General features: G+C 40.4%; 20 protein-coding genes and 1 tRNA gene. 15 read left to right on the top strand and 6 right to left on the bottom strand.

What is annotated here, in order from left to right:
* Positions 1–86 precede the first annotated feature (86 nt).
* Positions 87–350 carry a YfhJ family protein gene (locus C1A05_RS14305; RefSeq protein WP_102028915.1) on the bottom strand — a complete coding sequence of 88 codons (264 nt, stop codon included), beginning with the start codon at positions 348–350 and terminating at the stop codon, positions 87–89.
* Between the two features lie 124 nt (positions 351–474).
* Here C1A05_RS14305 and sspK point away from each other — a divergent pair, with 124 nt between their 5' ends.
* Both sspK and C1A05_RS14295 read left to right on the top strand, forming a co-directional pair.
* Positions 475–636 carry a small acid-soluble spore protein K gene (gene sspK, locus C1A05_RS14300; protein ID WP_102028914.1) on the top strand — a complete coding sequence of 54 codons (162 nt, stop codon included), beginning with the start codon at positions 475–477 and terminating at the stop codon, positions 634–636.
* The gene (locus tag C1A05_RS14295) at positions 637–804 is read left to right on the top strand and encodes a YpzG family protein (protein ID WP_102028913.1); all 168 of its coding nucleotides are present in this window, start codon (positions 637–639) and stop codon (positions 802–804) included.
* Positions 805–852: 48 nt separating this feature from the next.
* Here the strand turns inward: C1A05_RS14295 and C1A05_RS14290 are convergent, their stop codons facing one another.
* Positions 853–1329, bottom strand: a complete 477-nt coding sequence (locus C1A05_RS14290; protein WP_102028912.1) for a GNAT family N-acetyltransferase — start codon at positions 1327–1329, stop codon at positions 853–855.
* Between the two features lie 13 nt (positions 1330–1342).
* Positions 1343–1693, bottom strand: a complete 351-nt coding sequence (locus tag C1A05_RS14285; RefSeq protein ID WP_102028911.1) for a YfhH family protein — start codon at positions 1691–1693, stop codon at positions 1343–1345.
* A 90-nt stretch (positions 1694–1783) separates the two neighbouring features.
* On the opposite strand from C1A05_RS14285, the gene C1A05_RS14280 reads away from it, so the two are divergent.
* The gene (locus C1A05_RS14280; protein ID WP_102028910.1) at positions 1784–2449 is read left to right on the top strand and encodes an SDR family NAD(P)-dependent oxidoreductase; all 666 of its coding nucleotides are present in this window, start codon (positions 1784–1786) and stop codon (positions 2447–2449) included.
* A 15-nt stretch (positions 2450–2464) separates the two neighbouring features.
* On the opposite strand, the gene recX is transcribed toward C1A05_RS14280, so the two are convergent.
* Positions 2465–3271, bottom strand: coding sequence for a recombination regulator RecX (recX, locus tag C1A05_RS14275; RefSeq protein WP_102028909.1), 807 nt, complete (start codon positions 3269–3271; stop codon positions 2465–2467).
* A 342-nt stretch (positions 3272–3613) separates the two neighbouring features.
* Between recX and C1A05_RS14270 the strand changes: the two genes are divergently transcribed.
* From C1A05_RS14270 to C1A05_RS14215, 12 genes are all read left to right on the top strand, one after another.
* Positions 3614–4159: a GNAT family N-acetyltransferase gene (locus tag C1A05_RS14270; RefSeq protein ID WP_102028908.1), complete on the top strand. Its 546-nt coding sequence runs from the start codon at positions 3614–3616 to the stop codon at positions 4157–4159.
* 181 nt (positions 4160–4340) lie between these two features.
* The gene (locus C1A05_RS14265; RefSeq protein ID WP_102028907.1) at positions 4341–4460 is read left to right on the top strand and encodes a YfhE family protein; all 120 of its coding nucleotides are present in this window, start codon (positions 4341–4343) and stop codon (positions 4458–4460) included.
* A gap of 350 nt (positions 4461–4810) precedes the next feature.
* Positions 4811–4883: transfer RNA gene (locus C1A05_RS14260), tRNA-Ala, on the top strand.
* Between the two features lie 149 nt (positions 4884–5032).
* Positions 5033–6787: a muramidase family protein gene (locus C1A05_RS14255; protein ID WP_102028906.1), complete on the top strand. Its 1755-nt coding sequence runs from the start codon at positions 5033–5035 to the stop codon at positions 6785–6787.
* 108 nt (positions 6788–6895) lie between these two features.
* Positions 6896–7084 carry a PLD nuclease N-terminal domain-containing protein gene (locus tag C1A05_RS14250; RefSeq protein ID WP_102028905.1) on the top strand — a complete coding sequence of 63 codons (189 nt, stop codon included), beginning with the start codon at positions 6896–6898 and terminating at the stop codon, positions 7082–7084.
* A complete protein-coding gene (locus C1A05_RS14245) occupies positions 7085–7993 on the top strand; it encodes an ABC transporter ATP-binding protein (RefSeq protein ID WP_102028904.1) in 909 nt (302 codons plus the stop codon).
* A complete protein-coding gene (locus tag C1A05_RS14240; protein ID WP_102028903.1) occupies positions 7993–8763 on the top strand; it encodes an ABC transporter permease in 771 nt (256 codons plus the stop codon). Before C1A05_RS14245 ends, C1A05_RS14240 begins: the two co-directional genes overlap by 1 nt.
* Before the next feature lie 196 nt (positions 8764–8959).
* Complete coding sequence (locus C1A05_RS14235) at positions 8960–9952, top strand: ABC transporter ATP-binding protein (RefSeq protein ID WP_102028902.1); 993 nt, start codon at positions 8960–8962, stop codon at positions 9950–9952.
* Positions 9949–10932 (top strand): ABC transporter ATP-binding protein, encoded by a 984-nt coding sequence (locus C1A05_RS14230; RefSeq protein WP_102028901.1) that lies wholly within the window; start codon positions 9949–9951, stop codon positions 10930–10932. The genes C1A05_RS14235 and C1A05_RS14230 overlap by 4 nt, the downstream gene beginning before the upstream one ends.
* A 34-nt stretch (positions 10933–10966) precedes the next feature.
* Positions 10967–12637 (top strand): ABC transporter substrate-binding protein, encoded by a 1671-nt coding sequence (locus C1A05_RS14225; RefSeq protein ID WP_102028900.1) that lies wholly within the window; start codon positions 10967–10969, stop codon positions 12635–12637.
* A 93-nt stretch (positions 12638–12730) separates the two neighbouring features.
* Positions 12731–13735 carry an ABC transporter permease gene (locus tag C1A05_RS14220; protein ID WP_102028899.1) on the top strand — a complete coding sequence of 335 codons (1005 nt, stop codon included), beginning with the start codon at positions 12731–12733 and terminating at the stop codon, positions 13733–13735.
* Positions 13736–13788: 53 nt separating this feature from the next.
* Positions 13789–14646, top strand: coding sequence for an ABC transporter permease (locus C1A05_RS14215; protein WP_102028970.1), 858 nt, complete (start codon positions 13789–13791; stop codon positions 14644–14646).
* Between the two features lie 44 nt (positions 14647–14690).
* Here the strand turns inward: C1A05_RS14215 and C1A05_RS14210 are convergent, their stop codons facing one another.
* Both C1A05_RS14210 and C1A05_RS14200 read right to left on the bottom strand, forming a co-directional pair.
* Complete coding sequence (locus tag C1A05_RS14210; protein WP_102028898.1) at positions 14691–15083, bottom strand: GNAT family N-acetyltransferase; 393 nt, start codon at positions 15081–15083, stop codon at positions 14691–14693.
* Between the two features lie 367 nt (positions 15084–15450).
* On the bottom strand, positions 15451–18567 hold the full coding sequence (locus C1A05_RS14200; RefSeq protein WP_102028897.1) for an MMPL family transporter: 3117 nt from the start codon (positions 18565–18567) through the stop codon (positions 15451–15453).
* Positions 18568–18570 lie beyond the last annotated feature (3 nt).

Raw genomic sequence — 18570 nt, 5'->3', positions numbered from 1 at the left:
TTGTCGAATAATCTTCGATTTTTCGACAAAAGCCAGGCACTGGTTCCGATTCCGGTTCCGGTTCTCGCTCCGGGTGGTGCTTTGCTTTAGTTTATCGGTCCACGGTTAATTCGGCTTTTCCATTTTTCCTGGTCCAATGCAACTTCGTGTAGTCTTGGTCCGTAGTTGTTAATCCATTGGCGTACGATCGATTCAGTTCTTTCGCTGCCAAGGTATTCTCTTCCTGCTTTTGCACGGGTGGTTTCAAAATCTTCCCAAAGCAATTCGATCCATGTACGTGCTTCCTCTTCCTTTAGTTCGCTGTTTTTATTTAATAATTCTTTTGTTAATTCAGTAAAAATCGGTTCCAAAAGAATTCACCTCTATTCCTTCCATTAATTCGCTCCTTATTCTAACACATACAATCGACATAATTACAAAAAATAAAACTGCACTAAGGTGCAAAGGCCTGAACAAATGGGGGTTTTGATTATTATGGTCCGTAATAAGGCAAAAGACTTCCCAATCCGTGGTTATGAAGAAAAGCCACATGCTAAAGCAAAATATTCACCAATTCGTGCGAATGGAACGATTAACACCCATCCACAGGAGAGGATGGCCCAATCTTCCAGACAAAACGAAAATGAGGTGAACTAAATGGCAAAAGGTCGCAATCGCAATTTCTCAGTGAACTCCGTACCAAATTCTCCATTTCAGTCGCCACGAGCAAGCTTTAAACGAACTGCTCACCAAGTAAATGGCGAAACAAAGCTAACCCAGAAGGATATTATTTTAGATACTCTTCATGGGCGTGGCATGAAATAGCAGTACACTCAAGTCATAGTAAAGGAACCCTTGCGAATGCAAGGGTTCCTATTTTAAAGATAAGGACATTTTCCGATTGATCGTTTCCATTCCTAATGATTCATAAAAAGAAATGGCCTTCTGATTGAATTCCCAAACCGTTAATTCCAGTTGCTCTGATTGACGCTCCTGTGCCCACTTTTTACAAGCTTCAAACAACTTTCGGCCAATCCCTTTTCCTTGCACCTTTTTGGCAATCCCAATATCATCAATATACGTGTAGACCCGATTTTGAATAGATGGATAACCTGGGGATTGATTCACACGCAACAAAGCAAACCCGACTATTTCCTCATTGTCTTTCGCAACCAATATTTCCAATTTTTCGTCATGTAATACTTCCTCAAAAAACACTCTCGGCATAACCGGAGACACCTTTCGAAAAATATGGGGTACCGCTTCAGCATGCTCCAGCTGTCCCTCTTCCATTATTGCATTGATTGGTTCAAATTCGTCTGCTTTTGCTTTTTCGATGATAATTGGCATAGAAAGTCCCCTTTTATTTAACGTTTTCGATGAAGTTCTCCAGCATCGATAATGGAAGTGCCTCTAATTCCGCATTGATGGAGGTTTTCTCTCCTTCTTTATTTACCCGAAATCCCCATGCAAAAACCCCTTTTTTATATTCAATTAAAAAGTAAGATCCTGGGTCTCCATGCAATTCATAAATATCTCCTTTTTCATATGCCTTTGGGTCGAGCATATATGCTTTCGCCATCGTAATTTTACGTTCGTAAACGGCATACTCATTGATCATTCCCATCTGCTCTGCTTTTCGAGCCTTTTCTGTTAGTTGACGAATTTCTATTTCCAATTCTTCCTGTGTATAAGCGCTATATCTTTTATTCATGGAAATTCTCCTTTGTTGTCCAACATTTCATCTATATTTACATTTTAACAGTCTACCTACACAATATAAAAGAGAAAGGGGAACTTTTTTGTGGAAAACATCTTAATTTCAGGAGCTAGCAGTGGTTTAGGAAAAGCGTTGGCGTTGCGGTATGCAAAGGAAGGAAACAATCTGATTCTCATAGGTCGAAACGAATCTCAATTGCAACAAGTACAAAAAGAGATAGAAAACGATGGTGGAAAAGCACACTTTATCGTATGTGACCTTACCAATTCCACTTCTATTAAAGAGCTTTCCAACCATATACATAAAGTAGATGTATTAATCAACAATGCGGGCATTGGCCATTTTGGTCCATTAGAGCATTACACAGAGCAACAGATTGATGACATGTTACGCTTGAACGTAAAAGGGACAATCCTGCTTACTCAAGTAATAGTCCCACTCTTAAAGGAATCCAAAGGTCGCATTCTAAATATCATCTCCACGGCAGGTCTTCGCGGAAAAGAAAACGAATCGATCTATTGTGCTTCAAAATTTGCAGTCGCTGGGTTTACGAAAAGTCTTCAAAAAGAACTGGAGGTCATACCCATTCGTGTAACCGGAGTGTACATGGGTGGTATGAATACACCGTTCTGGAATCAAAGCAACCATGTGTCCAATACCAGTACCCTTATGTCTCCGGCTGAAGTGGCGAATACAATCTTTTTACAGGACGATGGGCGGATGGAGATTGTCATAGAACGCAAAAACTAGCGCGAACATCTTGCGCTAGTTTTCTTCTTTTACATATTCTTCTATAAAGGAATCAATCCAGTCCCCTTGGAAGCCTTTCCGATAAAGAGCTGCTTTTATTTTTTGTTTCAATTCGTATCCTTCTGCTTTTTTATTATATTTCGCAAGTAGCTTTAATCCTTGGTGCACTACCGCTTCTTTTTCTGCGTCTTCATCACGGTATTCATCCTTCGTTTCAGCAAGGACCCCTTTTATAAGCTCTGGTGCATACCCCTTTTGCATCAACGTCGTTTGAAGATTGATGAGCTGTTGTTGAAAGGATTTTTTACTGCTAGCCCCAAGCTTTTTTTCAATAAATTTATGTATCTTTTGCACTTGCTCCTCGTGTGAAAATAGGGTTAAGGCATTTTCAATTTGCTCTTGTGACACGCCTTTCTCCAGCAGCTCTTTTTTGATTAACAACGGTCCCTTACTGGAGGAGATCATTCGCGATTGTACAAACCCGTAAGCAAAATCCTGATTATTGACATACCCTTCCCGTTTTAACCGCACAATCACCTCGTTAATTTGCTCTGGCTCCGCTTCTTTTTTCTTTAAATAATCCGCTATCTCTTTTTCCGAACGCATCCGATAGCTTAATAAATTAATACTCATTACGTAAAACTTATTCGTTATATCCTTTTCCTGAAGCGCCTTAATAGCAGCTTCATCTAATTCCATTCCTTTACGAAGGGCAAACTTCACTAATATATCTTCATCTACACCAAAAGCGTAGTCCCCATCTAAAAAAATGTTGTAACGCCCTTTCTTTTTTTGCGCCGAAATTCGGGTTATCTTTGCCATAAAACTAGCCCCTCCTTAGTCTAAATTATATCACAATCAACCCTTGATGACGTAAGGGGTTGAGACCTCTTTATCTCGTCCATAAAAAGTTCACAATTCTGGAGAAAATTGTCGCAAAAAAACTGTAGATTTTTACAAAAAAATTGTGTAATATAAAATAGCTAATTATAAAGAAGGGAAGGCAAATGGTGCGCCACCAGTAGTAGTTGTACTGGTTCTAGTGGGTTCGATTCCCACCCCGAATTTTTGTGAGCTTTTGATAAAAATTCGAGGGTGGAAGACGAGCACCAAGCACCACAACCTTCTTTCGTCAACCCACCCTCTCTTAAGGAGGGTATTTTTATGCTTAAAAAACGGGAACTATCTGAATCGGGCGCACTTTTTGAACTTCTCATTGATCCTAATGTGTTTCCATATGTAAGACATAAAGCCGAAACAAGTGATGCTTATTACTTTGTGACGAAAAATTTAATAGAAGCAGAAGACCGTGGAGAACTAATATCACGTACGATTTTAGATGAATGGCACCAGCCTATTGGCACCATCAATCTATATGATATTCACAACAACACAGGTTTTCTTGCAACATGGATTGGCAAACCTTATTTCGGAAAAGGTTACAATAATCTTGCAAAGGAAGCCTTTTTATATGAACTCTTTTTTGAGCAAAACATCGAGGTTGTATTTATGAAGATTCGTAAAACGAATGGACGTTCAAAGAAAGCAGCAGATAAATTAACATATTCCGTACTAGCAAACGAATTATATCCAGAGGTGTTATCGTGGATAAATAAAGACGGAGATGTATATGACCTTTACGCGATTCCAAAAGACCAATTCACGTTCCATTACTACCGCAAAGAAGAACTGGAAGAAAAAGAAGCCTAAAGTATCGGGATGGGGTTTTTGGGTTTTGGGTGCCTGTCACTTCCCGAAATTTGTCGAATCGGGTGGGAGTGGTGCAGGTGGTTTTTGAGTGCCTGTCACTCCCCGAATTGTGTCGAAGTATATTCCTTCTGTTCTAGGGTAAGTTAAGAAAAATGCTGAACCTGCAGAAAGGAGAATTTGTATGAAGAAGCAAAAGTCCTATGATACAAAACGATTAAACCTTTCTAAAACGCAACAAGTGCTATACCAAAGTGAATTTAAACAGGCAGACCGTGTATACCAGAAATCAAAAGGAATATAGTCAGAAAAGTTATTTATACACATAGGACTTATCCACAGGGTTGTGAACAATGTAGATAAGTCCTATGACTTTTTACTTAGTAAGCAATGGAGTTGTGCACAATTTCATGTGCATAATTTGTGGATTATGTGCATAAAGCGATTAAATTCAATGTATAAAGGAATACGTTTGTGGACAATAATGTAGATAAGTGATTGTCAATGTAATTTATTATCCGATCAATCGGTAATAGATTCCTCCCCTTTAACCATATAGTCCCCATTGACAATCATTCGATTGCGGCTGGATATCAGCCGCATTTTTTTATTGACAGGAAATAGACAAGTTTTATAATTAAACTATAGGATTATGGGGCATTAGCTCAGCTGGGAGAGCGTTTGGCTGGCAGCCAAAAGGTCAGCGGTTCGAACCCGCTATGCTCCACTTATACCTCTTACTCCTTTATTCCACACTTCCCCTTAAAATAATTAACAAAACCTTCCTTAACATTTCTACCAATTATTTATACTCTTACCTAACTCTTTTGATGGAAACAATAAGTGTATCAATCAAAAAGTTAGAGGAGAATGTAAATGTTTCAACACCATCGAATCGAGCAAAATGACAATGGTTATACGTTAATTTTATATTTAGATGAACAACTTACCGAATTTGCTCAATCATTCGGTGAAAAATCCCTCAACGACCAAACTGAGACAGACTTGAAACAAGGCGTTTACCAATATATTCGAGAAAAAGTACCGAATCTCAAGGTGAATGCAGTAAAAGTTGTCCTTGGCTCCATGATGATTGCAACCATTCCGTTAGCACAAGATGCACTCGTGTCGCATGCGCAAGTAACGGATACGATAGAACAACATCAGATTACGTACAATGTTGCTCCAGGTGATACGTTGTATTCCATAGCGAAAAAATTCAATATCGGAGTTAACGATGTAAAAGCCGCCAACAACCTAACAAATAATACCATTAAGCAAGGTCAACGCCTTATCATTCCAAGTACCACCTATACTGTAAAAGCAGGTGACACCCTTTATAGCTTAGCAAAAAAATATGACCTATCTGTCGATACAATTAAAAGCGCCAATCAGTTAACAACGAATACAATTACAATTGGATCGACGTTACAGATTCCAACTAATCAAGTTCCAACAGCCATTGAAGAAGCACCTGTCGAACATACAAGAACAACTAGCGAATCCTATACTGTAAAAGCAGGAGATACATTATATGGCATAGCAAACAAATTTAACGTTTCGGTAAACCATATTAAACAAGCGAATACATTATCATCGAATACAATCACTATCGGACAACAGCTTATCATTCCTGCTGAAACAACGATAACAACACCTACTCCTACCGAAACATCTACACCAATTGTTGATGACGAGATGGATAACTACACGGTCAAAGGCGGAGACACGCTAATCGGCATTGCCTCCTTATTTAAAATATCAGTTGATGCGATTAAGGAAGCAAATGGTCTAACCTCTGATACGATTATGATTGGTCAAGTTCTGTCGATTCCGCAAAACACCAGTCCTACTACTGAAACAGTGAAATCGACTCCAGCATTTTATACCGTTCAATCTGGAGATTCGCTTTACGCAATTGCAAACAAATTTGGTATGAATGTGGTTGAGCTAAAGCAAATTAATGGGCTGACTGGTGACAACTTATATGTAGGACAAACGTTAAGGCTTGACACTACTATGAACGCGAGTCAAAACACGATCACTTATAAAACACATACTGTACAATCTGGGGATAACATATGGAAGTTAAGTGAAAAATATGGGATACCACAAGCAGAGCTATTACGCGCAAACAATTTAACAGCAAACGCTACCCTTTCCATCGGTCAAACATTACAAATCCCCGTGCACAATATTGCAGTCCAGCCTACGGTTAGTGAAAAACACGGGGAATTTTTAGATTGGTGGACAGAAGCCCAATATGTGTTTCCAATTGGTTCTACCGCAAAGGTGACGGACTTCCAAACAGGCAAGAGCTTTTATGTAAAGAGAACGATTGGAGCAAACCACGCCGATGTTGAACCTGTTACCGCGAAGGATACAGCAATCATAAAAGATGTTTTTGGTGGTTTTAACTGGAAGGAACGTGCGGTCATTGTAGAAGTCAATGGTCATAAAATTGCAGGCTCTATGACCTCTATGCCTCATGACGTTCAATATATAAAGGATAACAATTTTAACGGGCATACCGATATTCACTTTAAAAACAGTACGAGACATAAAGATGGACAAATTACCCCAGGTCATCAGCAACAAGTACAGATTGCTGCAGGATTGATACAACAGTAAAAATGCATATGGCTTTCGAATCTTCGGAAGCCATTCCTTTATGATACAATTTTTTTGAAACATATTTTGGAAGCTATTCGTATTACTTACTGATAGGGGGGGAGCTTCATGGATTTAAATTGGGGATTAATTTTACCATTACTCATTATTGAAGCCATTTTAATTGTTGTAGCACTCATTGATTTAATTCGTATTGATGAAACAAAGGGACCGAAATGGGTCTGGGCACTAATCATTATTTTCTTAACTGTTCTCGGACCAATAAGTTATTTTATATTTGGAAGGAGACAAGATTAGATGTCGCTACTTACAGTAAAGAATTTAACAAAAAAATATGACGGCGTTCCAGTTGTAGACGATGTAAATTTTCAGCTAACACCCGGAAAATGTGTTGCCTTGCTAGGTCCAAACGGTGCCGGCAAAACGACTACTCTAAGGATGCTTGCTGGATTTAGCAAGCCAACAAACGGTACCATTTCCTTTGATGAACAAGCACTTTCAACCGATATCCGAAACTATATTGGCTACCTGCCTCAGTTTCCTGTTTTCCATAGCTGGATGTCAGGAATGGAATTTTTGGTTTATGTGGGCCAGCTTGGACACTTAAGCAAAAAGGAAGCTACAGCGCGAGCAGAGGAATTGATGGAGCGAGTTGGGCTGAAGGATGCGAAGAAACGAAGAATCGGCAAGTACTCTGGCGGGATGAAGCAAAGACTTGGCATTGCACAGGCGATGATCAACAAACCGAAGCTCATTATGCTGGATGAGCCTGTTTCTGCATTAGACCCAATCGGACGTCGAGAAGTTTTAAACTTAATGCATGAAATAAAAAAAGACACGACGATTTTATTTTCCACTCATATATTAAACGATGCCGAGGAAGTAAGTGACGAGCTTTTACTTTTGAACAATGGCAAACTAGTTCAACAAGGCTCTATCGCGGAATTAAGTAACTTAAATGATTCTGGAAAAATGGTGTTAGAATTCACGTCCAAACCCGAAAATGCGGAAGAAATACTCCAAGCACTTTCCGTTGTTACAAAAATGACCGCCTATACATATAAAATTGAATTACTCACCACGGATGTGGAAGCAGCTCGAGAACAAATTTTCAATCTCATTCACGAGCACCGTTGGCCGATTACGAAGTTTGAAATCGCAAAAACGACGCTAGAAGATTTATTTATGAAGGTGGTGAGCGCGTGATGCAATGGTCTGTTATTTTCAAAAAAGAAATGCTAGAAAATGCCCGAAACATTAAATGGATTTGGGTACCGATTGTATTTTTTATCTTCGGAATTATGGATCCAATTACGACGTATTATTTGCCTAAAATTTTAGAATCTGTTGGTGGACTTCCGGAAGGCGCTGTTGTAGACATTCCGATGCCCATTCCAGCTGAAGCCTTTTTTTATAGTGTATCCGAAATTGATTCTCTTGGCCTACTCGTAATTGCTCTCATTGGCATGCGGTTAATCGCTGGTGAAATGAAGAGTGGTGTTTACGAGCTTGTGTTATCAAAGCCAGTGAAATACACCAATTATGTTACAGCAAAATGGGCAGGCTTTGTATTACTTGTGGTCACCTCTACTTTTATCGGTCTTTTAGCTGGTTGGTATTATGTAAATCTACTGTTTGGAGATTTAGGTTTTGATGCATTCCTAACGACCTTCCTTCTTTATTCAGTATATTCCTTGTTTTTCACGGCGATCATTGTGTTTGTCAATACGTGGTTTAAGAAGCCTGGTATGGTCCTATTCCTGTCGTTCCTTCTCGCTATTGGGATTGATATTATAACTAGTATTTATGGTCATATCTTAACTTGGAGTCCTGGCCATATCTCTTCCTATGTGAACGACTATTTACAAAGCGGAACAATCCCGTCTGAAATGTGGGGCACCATTGGAACAACCTTTGTCCTCATTATTATCATGCTGTTATTATCGATTGTCATATTAAAAAATAAAGAAAAATAACCTATGAAAATAGTGTAAAGAAGGCATATCAAATCGTATCTCGATTGGTATGCTTTTTTTCTTGTGCATGTTATCCTCACCTCCCCCACAAACCAGTCCCCTATGAAACCCTTATCCAAAATCTAGCATATTACCTCCCGCCTTTTCATAAGATGACTTAATAAAACAAACCCTCATTAGCGAAAGGTGGGATGTAATGGATAGAGAACCAATTTTAGAAATAAAAGGGCTACGAACATCGTTTTTTACTGACGATGGTGAAGTGCCTGCTGTAGATGATGTTAGTTTATATGTCCACGAGGGAGAAATGCTCGGTATTGTTGGAGAATCCGGATGCGGGAAGAGTGTTACATCCTTATCCATTATGGGACTCATTCCAAGTCCTCCAGGTAAAATTGTCGATGGCGACATTTTATACCAAGGAAACAATATCGTGAACCTACCAGAAAAGAAGATGCGCGCTATACGCGGAAACGACATCGCGATGATTTTCCAGGAGCCAATGACTTCGTTAAACCCTCTATTCTCAATTGGTAACCAACTAATAGAAGCGATTCGAACACATCAAAACGTCTCCAAAAAAGCAGCGTGGGACAAGTCAGTTGAAATGCTAAAGCTTGTCGGTTTACCTCGAGCTGAGGAATTAATGGACGACTATCCCCACCAATTATCGGGTGGCATGCGACAGCGGGTCATGATCGCAATGGCAATGATTTGTGAGCCTAGTGTTTTAATTGCAGATGAGCCCACTACAGCATTAGATGTTACCATTCAAAAACAGATTTTGCAGTTAATGAAAGAGCTTAATCAAAAATTGAATACCGCTATTATTATGATTACCCATGACCTTGGTGTTGTTGCAGAGGTGTGTGATCGAGTAGTGGTTATGTACTCTGGCAAGATTGTGGAAACAGCAGACATCCACACCCTTTACAAAGATCCGAAACATCCATATACAAAAGGACTCCTTGCCTCCATCCCCGATCTTCGAAAAAAAAGCGAAAAGCTATACTCTATACCAGGAAACGTTCCAAAGCCCGGTTCGATTACAGAGGGCTGTCGATTCGCACCAAGATGTGAAATGGCTTTTGAGCGTTGCTTTCAAGAAGACCCTGCACTATATCCTTGTTCTAGTGATGAACATGAGGTCCGCTGCTTTTTACACGCCCCAGAGGAGGTGAAGCCATGAGCACATTAGTGGAAGTGAAAAATCTAAAAAAATACTTTCCAATAACCGGTGGCGTTTTAGACCGAAAAATAGGTGATATCAAAGCCGTGGATAACATATCTTTTACTATTAGAAAAGGAGAAACGCTAGGTTTAGTCGGAGAAAGTGGATCAGGAAAATCGACTACAGGACGACTGCTTTTACGCTTACTCGAGGCGACAGATGGCTCGATCACATTTGAAGAAAAAGAAGTAACGAAACTATCAACCAAAGAGGTAAAAGCACTTCGAGAGGATATGCAGCTTATTTTCCAAGATCCCTTTGCTTCTCTAAATCCACGTCATACGGTAGAAAAAATTTTAGAAGAGCCGCTAATTGTACATAAGAAAGGAACGAAGGAAGAACGAAAAAAAATGGTTCGAAAAATGATCGAGGTGGTCGGTCTCGATTCCTACCATTTAAAGCGTTATCCTCACCAATTTAGTGGTGGACAACGTCAGCGAATTGGTATTGCACGAGCCTTAATGACACAACCAAAGCTTATTATAGCCGATGAGCCTGTTTCCGCATTAGATGTCTCGATTCAATCACAGGTTTTGAATCTATTAAAAGACTTACAAGAGGAATTTAAATTGACCTATTTATTTATTGCTCATGACTTGAGTGTGGTCCGCCAAATCAGTGATCGTGTCGGAGTGATGTATTTAGGGACGCTAGTAGAATTAACCGATGCGGAGAAATTGTACGAGAAACCACTGCATCCATATACCGAAGCCTTACTATCAGCCGTTCCAATTCCAGATCCAGAAGTGAAAAGTCAAAGTGAAGATGTGTTAGGTGGAGAAATCCCAAGTCCATCTAATCCGCCAAAGGGCTGTGTGTTCCATACGAGATGTAAAGCATGCATGGAAATTTGCAAGAAGGTCCGACCTGAGTTTAAGGAAATGGAGCCTGGTCACTATGTTGCATGTCATCTATATGAAGAGGATATGCAGCATTGACATATTGAACACCAATAATAGGGGGAATGCCAGAATGAAAAGGAAACCTTGGCTTCTATTACTACTGCTTACCTTTATGCTATCTCTAGTATTAATAGGCTGTAGTAACGATGAAGAGGAGCCTGAACAAAGCGAAGAAACGGAAGAGCCTGGTGAAACGAAAGAAGAGACAGAGGAGCCGACCGAATCAGAGGAGCCTGCCGAAAGTACTGGTGGAACACTAATTTATGCGAGAGGGGGAGACTCTACTGCACTCGACCCAATCACAACAACAGAAGGGGAAACCTTTCGCGTAACAGAGAATATTTTTGAATCCTTGCTAACGTACGGGGAACAGGATACAACGATTCAACCTAACTTAGCTAAGGAATGGGATGTGTCTGATGATGGATTAACCTACACATTCACACTCGAAGAAGGGGTTAAGTTCCACGATGGCACAGATTTCAATGCCGAAGCAGTTGTTTATAACTTTGAGCGTTGGATGAATGGAGATGCCGAGCAGTTCCCTTACTACACGATGTTTGGTGGCTATAAAGGGGATGAAGGCCACATTATTGAAAGCGTCGAAGCGACAGATGAGCATACCGTTGTGTTCACATTAAAGCGTCCACAAGCCCCATTCTTGAAAAACTTGGCCATGAGTCCATTTGGTATTGCATCTCCTACAGCGCTTGAGGAAATGGGTGCTGAAGAATTCAATCAAAATCCAGTAGGTACTGGTCCATTTAAATTTGTTGAATGGCGCCGTGAAGAGCGTATCGTATTAGAGAAGAATCCAGATTACTGGAAGGAAGGCTTACCTAAGCTTGATGAAGTCATCTACACTGTTATTCCTGATAACTCTGCCCGCTTAAACGCCCTAATGACTGGGGAAGTGGACCTTATTGATGGATTAAACCCATCTGATATACAGCGTGTAGAAGACGATCCAAATCTACAAATTATTGAGCGTCCATCGATGAACGTAGGATACCTTGGCTTTACCGTTAACCGCGACAACCCACTATCGGATCCAGCAGTTCGTGTTGCCTTAAGCCATGCGGTACCGAAAAAGGATTTAATCGAAGCGTTTTACGCAGGTTACGCAGAGCCCGCGAAAACCGTAATGCCTCCATCTGTGGAAGGCTATAATGATGAAATTGAAGATTATGCGTATGATCCGGAGTTAGCAAAGGAATTGCTTGCAGAAGCTGGATACCCAGATGGCTTTGAAATTGACCTTTGGTATATGCCTGTACCACGTCCATATATTCCAGAGGGAGAAAAAATTGCCGAAGTCATCCAACAAAGCTTTGCCCAAGTTGGTGTCACTGCCAATCTCCAAACAACAGACTGGGCATCTTATATTGAACAAGCGACAGCTGGGGAATTTGATGCCTTCTTACTTGGTTGGACTGGGGATAATGGGGATGCCGACAACTTTATCTACACCTTACTAGATAAAGACAGCATCGGAAGTAACAACAATACACACTACGCAAATGATGAATTACACGACATTTTAATTGAAGCCCAAACCATTACAGATCAAGAACAACGGAATGAGCTTTACAAACAAGCACAGGAAATCATTCATAAGGATGCTCCATGGGTTCCATTAGTACACTCCACTCCTGTTGTAGCTGCGAAGAAATCTGTAAGTGGTTATGTTCCTCACCCAACCGGTTCCGAGGCAGTAACCAATACATCCATTTCGGAGTAACTTAGATTTGTGATAATAGATGGAAGAATCAAGGGGAGTGTGACACTCCCCTTTCTTACTCATCACCACTTTTTTTAGGGAGGTGAACAATACATGGGCGCCTATACGATAAGACGCATATTACTGCTTATCCCTGTTTTGTTTGGTGTTAGTGTACTCGTATTTTCAATCATTCATTTAATTCCTGGGAATCCTGCACAGGTCATTTTGGGACAAAGGGCAACCGCAGATGCCATTCTAGAGGTGGAAAAGCAACTAGGATTAGACCAGCCCTTGCTTCTTCAATATTTCACCTATATGGGAGACCTGTTTACAGGAGATTTAGGCACTTCTTTAAAAACGAAAACACCGATAAGTGAGGAAATATGGGGTTACTTAGCTGCAACCATGGAGCTTACCTTTGTCGCAATGCTTATTGCTATTTTTGTTGGGGTGAATGCAGGGATTATTAGTGCATGGTTTCATAACTCTTGGTTCGATTATATTGCGATGGTTATTGCGTTAATCGGCGTTTCGATTCCTATTTTCTGGCTCGGTTTAATGGAACAATATATCTTCTCGGTAAAATTAGGCTGGCTTCCATCCACAGGCCGAACAGACCCATCCACCACCATTGATACGGTAACCAACTTTTATTTAATTGATACGTTGCTACAAGGGGACTTTAAAGCATTTAAAGAAGTGGTAAGCCATCTCATCTTACCAGGGGTCGCTCTTGCAACCATTCCAATGGCAATCATTGCTCGAATGACCCGCGCTAGTATGCTCGAGGTGATGAAGGCAGATTACATACGTACGGCTCGCGCCAAAGGATTAAGTAGCTTTTGGGTCGTGTACAAGCACTCCCTACGCAATGCGGTAATTCCAGTTCTAACCGTCATCGGACTACAAACCGGCCTTTTACTAGGTGGTGCTATTCTTACCGAAACAATTTTCGGATGGCCAGGAATCGGTCGCTACATTTACGATGCCATTGAAGCCCGTGACTACCCAGTTATTCAGTCTGGAATTCTCATCATCGCAACCATCTTTGTCTTCATTAACTTAATCGTGGACTTGTTATACGCCGCAGTAGACCCACGAATCAAATACAAATAAGGAAGGAGGAGATATTATTGTCACAACCTGCACAGGCAAAGGTAAATCAGCCAATGAAAAAGGAAAAGGTTTCTTCCCCATGGCGCGATGCATGGAGAAGCTTTAAAAAGAATAAAATTGCCCTAGTCGGTACATTCATCGTCATCTTTTTTATCTTCATTGCAATATTCGCTCCATTGCTGATGCCTTATGAACCGAATGAACAAATATTGTTAGATCGATTTGAAGCTCCTTCTTCCACACATTGGTTCGGAACCGATGACTTCGGACGAGATATATTATCCCGTGTCATTATGGGAGCGCGAATCTCCCTTATGGTTGGCTTTACGGCCGTTATTGGCTCTATTATAGTGGGAAGTTTATTAGGAGTTGTCGCCGGATTCTACGGGCGCTGGATTGATACCATTATTTCTCGTATTTTTGATATCATGCTTGCCTTCCCTAGCATTCTACTCGCAATCGCAATCGTTGCCATTCTAGGGCCTGACTTACAGAATGCTTTAATTGCCATCGCGATTGTGAATGTGCCGTTATTTGGGAGGCTAATTCGTTCCAAGGTGTTAAGCGTTAAGGAAGAAGAATATATTACCGCAGCACGCGCTATTGGAATGAGTAATTTTCGCATCTTAACTCATCATATTATACCGAATAGCATCTCCCCCGTAATTGTGCAAGGTACATTAGCTATTGCCACTGCAATTATTGAAGTCGCGGCCTTAAGCTTCCTCGGACTTGGAGCTCAATCCCCTGATTTAGATTGGGGAAAAATGCTTGATGATTCAAGGGCATACTTCGTGCAAGCACCATGGACGATGATTTTCCCAGGACTTGCGATTATGTTAACTGTGCTCGGCTTTAATTTAATGGGCGATGGGCTTCGAGATGCGATGGACCCGAAAATGAAACAATAAAGGGACATATCCGCTCCAATTACACGGAGTGGAGGTGTCCCTTTTTATTCCCATTCCTCGATTGTTTTTCGGAACGCATAAAACGGCCGAAATTTTTCTTTTTCGTAAAAGGATTTGGAAGTCGTTGATGCTAAAAGCTCCATTCTTGTTGTCGGGTATAAATGATGAATTTCCTTAAGTAACGTAGTCCCAATACCTTTTCCACGATGGGATTTCCTTATTAGCAATTCACATACATATAATGTGACATGTCCGTCCGTAATCCCTCTCACATAACCGACAATCTCACCCGCTTCTTCTACTACAAAGGTAACATTCGAATCTCTCCAGGCCTTTTCCGTGATTTCTTTATGTTTTACTAGATTGCTCCAGCCCTCTGCTTCATTAAGCTGATGAATAAATGGGAAGTCCTTTTCTTCGTATGGTCGAATATTCATGTTTGATACGCTCCTTTGTTTCCGAGAAAACCTCATTTCCATATATGTATTCTTCTAAGTAAAACCAAAACCCTTTCCACCCCCATAAATTACATCAATATATAACTAGCGTAAGGAGATGAATACTTATTACCATACTAACCATTCTTTATGATATATCCGTTTTATTACTCGTATTATGCTCCTTTATTTATTTTTTCCAGCTTAGAAGAATCAAACGGGAACGAAAGCTTTCTCCGTTTGAAAAAGCGATGTACTTCACAACGCAAATTGCCTATATCCTTTGGGCAGGAAGTTCTCTATTAATGATCATAACGAGTTAACCTATATAAAAATCCCTCTAGAAATTACTCTAGAGGGATTTCCCTTAATTACGGTTAAACGGCCACCAATTGGCATTGCCAAATAGCTTCACCATAATTGGTATGAATAATGGAATAATCACAAATGCATATAGGAATAAGCCGGCTAATACAACGGTTGCGATTTGTAAAATAGATAATACACCAGATGGTAACATTGCTGCGAACGTTCCACCTAAAATAATCGCTGCAGATAATATTACCGTTCCCATATTTTTCATCGCTGTGATTAACGCTTCTTGAATGCTTAGCTCACCATATTCTTTGAAACGATCCATTAAGAAAATGCTGTAGTCAATTCCAAGAGCCATTAACATCACGAAGGCAAAGAATGGAACGGCCCATGTTAAGCCCTCATATCCTACCATATTTACGAAAATGAATTCCGCAATTCCCATCGATGTAAAGTACGTTAGGATTAGGGAACCAATTAAGTAAATTGGCATAACAAGGGATCGAAGTAAGATCACAAGCATAATGAAAATACCGATTAGCATTAAAACAACTGTACGTGAATAATCCTCATCCGAAATATTTTGCAAGTCATTATTCATACTACTTACTCCACCAATAGCTGTCTCGCTATCTGCAAAAATAGTATTCTTCTTCGCACCGTCTGCAATTTCTGCAATATCGCCAATTGCATCCTTCGCTTCTGTTGAATATGGGTTGTATTCTAATACGACTTCAAATTTCACAATCGTACCATCTTCAGATAAATATGGTTGAATACCTTCCATAAATTCTTCATTTTCTAATGCTTCTTCTGGAATGTTAACCATTGGAGAAGAGGTCTCGTCTTCACTTGAAAACTCCTCTAAATAGCTTTGTACCTCAGACAAACCAGAGGAAACCTGCTCCAGGCCATCTGCACCTTCCGTTAGACCAGAAGAAAGCTCTCCCATTTGCTCTTGCATCGTAACAAAAGCATTTTTCAGCTCTTCTTGGCCACCATACATTTGCGTTAGGCCATCTTGTAAAGAAGGTACATTATTGATGACTTGCTGTTGCCCATTTGCCGCCTGACCTAATCCAGATTCTAGCTCCTCAATCCCAGCAATCAAACCATTCAACCCATCAATTAAATCTTGTGGATTCTTGTCTTGTGTTTGCGTTGCAATTTCCTCCATAGCAGCGGTTAAGCCTTGTTGAATCGTAGTTAGATGACCATTAACCTCCGCCATGCTCGGAACCTTTTGTCCTTCCATTTCTGTGCCATTTACAACAGCGTCAATGGAACCTAAAGCTCTCATAAAGTCCTGATCAGCGCCTAGCTGCGGATTATTTTCAAGCACTGCCTTTAAACTATCCAAAGCAACAGTTAAAGTTTCATAATATCCGTTATACCCTTCCACGATCGGCTTTAAGCCTTGCTCTATTTCACTTAAGCTAGTAACAAGCTCATTATTAAAGTTAATCAGCTCTTGAACGCCATCGCGAACCAAGATTAGATTTTCTCTTAATTCCTTAGCACCTGTTGAACCTGAAGCGATACCTTCTTGGATTTGCTGAAGTGCGGTTTGCATTTCGCCTACACCATTATTCGCTTCTTCTGTTCCAGTTAGAAGCTGATTCACTCCTTCTTCCGCTTCCTTCAACTGTGGTTGACTATCGGAAATTTGCTGTGCCGCTTCTTCTAGCCCGGATTGAATTTGGTCAATTCCATCCGTGCTTTGACCAATTCCATCACTAAGTAAGCCCGTTTGATTCGTTACCGTAAAGTCCTCAATTAAGTCACCAGTTGGGCGCGTTGCACTTCGTACTGCTTTCACCCCGTCTCCATCAGCTAAGCGCTGGGAGATAATCTCAATATCTTGAAATTCCTTCGCAGTATCAATCTTTTCATCTATTTTCATTAACACCGTCGCAGGCATTGTTTCACCAGGACCAAATCGTTCGGAAACAATATTAAATCCTGCCACTGTCTCATAATCATCGCCAATTTCCTCTAAGGAATTGTACGACGTAAATCCATCATAAAAAAGAACGGATGGAAGTGTAATCACAGCAACAATGAGCAATGCAATGATTGGTCGTTTCCAAGAGAACGTACCTGCTGCCTTCCAAATCTTACTTTCTTTATGATCGATGTTTTTATCAAATGGCCAGAACATCTTCTTCCCTAATACAACTAGGAAAAATGGTACTAGTGTTGGTAAAGCAATTAATACTACCGCAACCCCTACCGCTACGGCAACAGCAGATTGGTATAAAGAGAAAGTGGATAACCCAATCGTTGAAAAACCAATCAATACAGCAATACCAGCAAAAGCGATTGTTTTCCCTGCAGATTTATACGTTGCAACGACGGCATCTTTTGTAGACTCACAGTTTGCCAGTTCCTCTTTAAATCTACTAATTAATAAAATACAATAGTCCGTTCCAATCCCAAACATAACTGCTACCATAAAGATTTGCGTAAACGTCGATAATGGAAAACCAACAGTATCCGCTAAAATAGATACAACACCTTGAGCGGCAAGGTAGCTAATTCCCACTGTTAATAATGGGATAAAAGGTGCAACCGCTGATTTAAATACGATAAACAAGATAATCATAATAAAGACAACGGTGATGACTTCCGTTTTCTTCAAACCTTCTTCAGAATTGATGATAATATCCTGTGAAATAAAAGCCTCACCAGTTAAATAATGCTCGACGTTAATCGATTCCACGCTTTCCTTAATTGTATCTCGCGCTTCATCAATCGTTTGATTTTCTAAGGAAACACTAAATGGCACTATAATTGTTGTGCCATCTTCGGCAACAACCTGCTCTTCAATTCTAGCATCATCTGTGAAAGCTAAAATATTCGATATGCCAAGCTGTGCTTCCTGATCCTTTAATAGTTGGATAGCAGCTTCAACCTCTGCCTTTTCCTCTTCTGATAAACCATCTTCATTGTGGAATACGAGAACAGCACTTGTCGTACTCTCTCCACCCTCATCCGACATTTGGGATTCTAGTTCCGCCGCAATGGTGGACGGATACCCCTCAGGAACTGTAATTTCTCCCTTTTCCCTTACTAGTTCTTGTAAGTTTGGCGCAAAAACTAGTAAAGAAACAGCTGCCGCAATCCAAAGCACAAAAACAAGCCAACGATATTGAATGATTTTTCGCATCAC

The organism is Salirhabdus sp. Marseille-P4669, assembly GCF_900240405.1.
GTDB lineage: Bacteria > Bacillota > Bacilli > Bacillales > Alkalibacillaceae > OEQK01.
Note: the sequence above shows the minus strand (reverse complement) of the source record. Positions and strands in the feature narration are given on the sequence as shown.

Bases quoted from the DNA above. Each gene is read 5' to 3' on its own strand.
- sspK (WP_102028914.1), top strand. From the start codon at position 475: ATGGTCCGTAATAAGGCAAAAGACTTCCCAATCCGTGGTTATGAAGAA.
- C1A05_RS14295 (WP_102028913.1), top strand. From the start codon at position 637: ATGGCAAAAGGTCGCAATCGCAATTTCTCAGTGAACTCCGTACCAAAT.
- C1A05_RS14290 (WP_102028912.1), bottom strand. From the start codon at position 1,329: ATGCCAATTATCATCGAAAAAGCAAAAGCAGACGAATTTGAACCAATC.
- C1A05_RS14285 (WP_102028911.1), bottom strand. From the start codon at position 1,693: ATGAATAAAAGATATAGCGCTTATACACAGGAAGAATTGGAAATAGAA.
- recX (WP_102028909.1), bottom strand. From the start codon at position 3,271: ATGGCAAAGATAACCCGAATTTCGGCGCAAAAAAAGAAAGGGCGTTAC.
- C1A05_RS14270 (WP_102028908.1), top strand. From the start codon at position 3,614: ATGCTTAAAAAACGGGAACTATCTGAATCGGGCGCACTTTTTGAACTT.
- C1A05_RS14265 (WP_102028907.1), top strand. From the start codon at position 4,341: ATGAAGAAGCAAAAGTCCTATGATACAAAACGATTAAACCTTTCTAAA.
- C1A05_RS14255 (WP_102028906.1), top strand. From the start codon at position 5,033: ATGTTTCAACACCATCGAATCGAGCAAAATGACAATGGTTATACGTTA.
- C1A05_RS14250 (WP_102028905.1), top strand. From the start codon at position 6,896: ATGGATTTAAATTGGGGATTAATTTTACCATTACTCATTATTGAAGCC.
- C1A05_RS14245 (WP_102028904.1), top strand. From the start codon at position 7,085: ATGTCGCTACTTACAGTAAAGAATTTAACAAAAAAATATGACGGCGTT.
- C1A05_RS14240 (WP_102028903.1), top strand. From the start codon at position 7,993: ATGCAATGGTCTGTTATTTTCAAAAAAGAAATGCTAGAAAATGCCCGA.
- C1A05_RS14235 (WP_102028902.1), top strand. From the start codon at position 8,960: ATGGATAGAGAACCAATTTTAGAAATAAAAGGGCTACGAACATCGTTT.
- C1A05_RS14230 (WP_102028901.1), top strand. From the start codon at position 9,949: ATGAGCACATTAGTGGAAGTGAAAAATCTAAAAAAATACTTTCCAATA.
- C1A05_RS14225 (WP_102028900.1), top strand. From the start codon at position 10,967: ATGAAAAGGAAACCTTGGCTTCTATTACTACTGCTTACCTTTATGCTA.
- C1A05_RS14220 (WP_102028899.1), top strand. From the start codon at position 12,731: ATGGGCGCCTATACGATAAGACGCATATTACTGCTTATCCCTGTTTTG.
- C1A05_RS14215 (WP_102028970.1), top strand. From the start codon at position 13,789: ATGAAAAAGGAAAAGGTTTCTTCCCCATGGCGCGATGCATGGAGAAGC.
- C1A05_RS14210 (WP_102028898.1), bottom strand. From the start codon at position 15,083: ATGAATATTCGACCATACGAAGAAAAGGACTTCCCATTTATTCATCAG.
- C1A05_RS14200 (WP_102028897.1), bottom strand. From the start codon at position 18,567: ATGCGAAAAATCATTCAATATCGTTGGCTTGTTTTTGTGCTTTGGATT.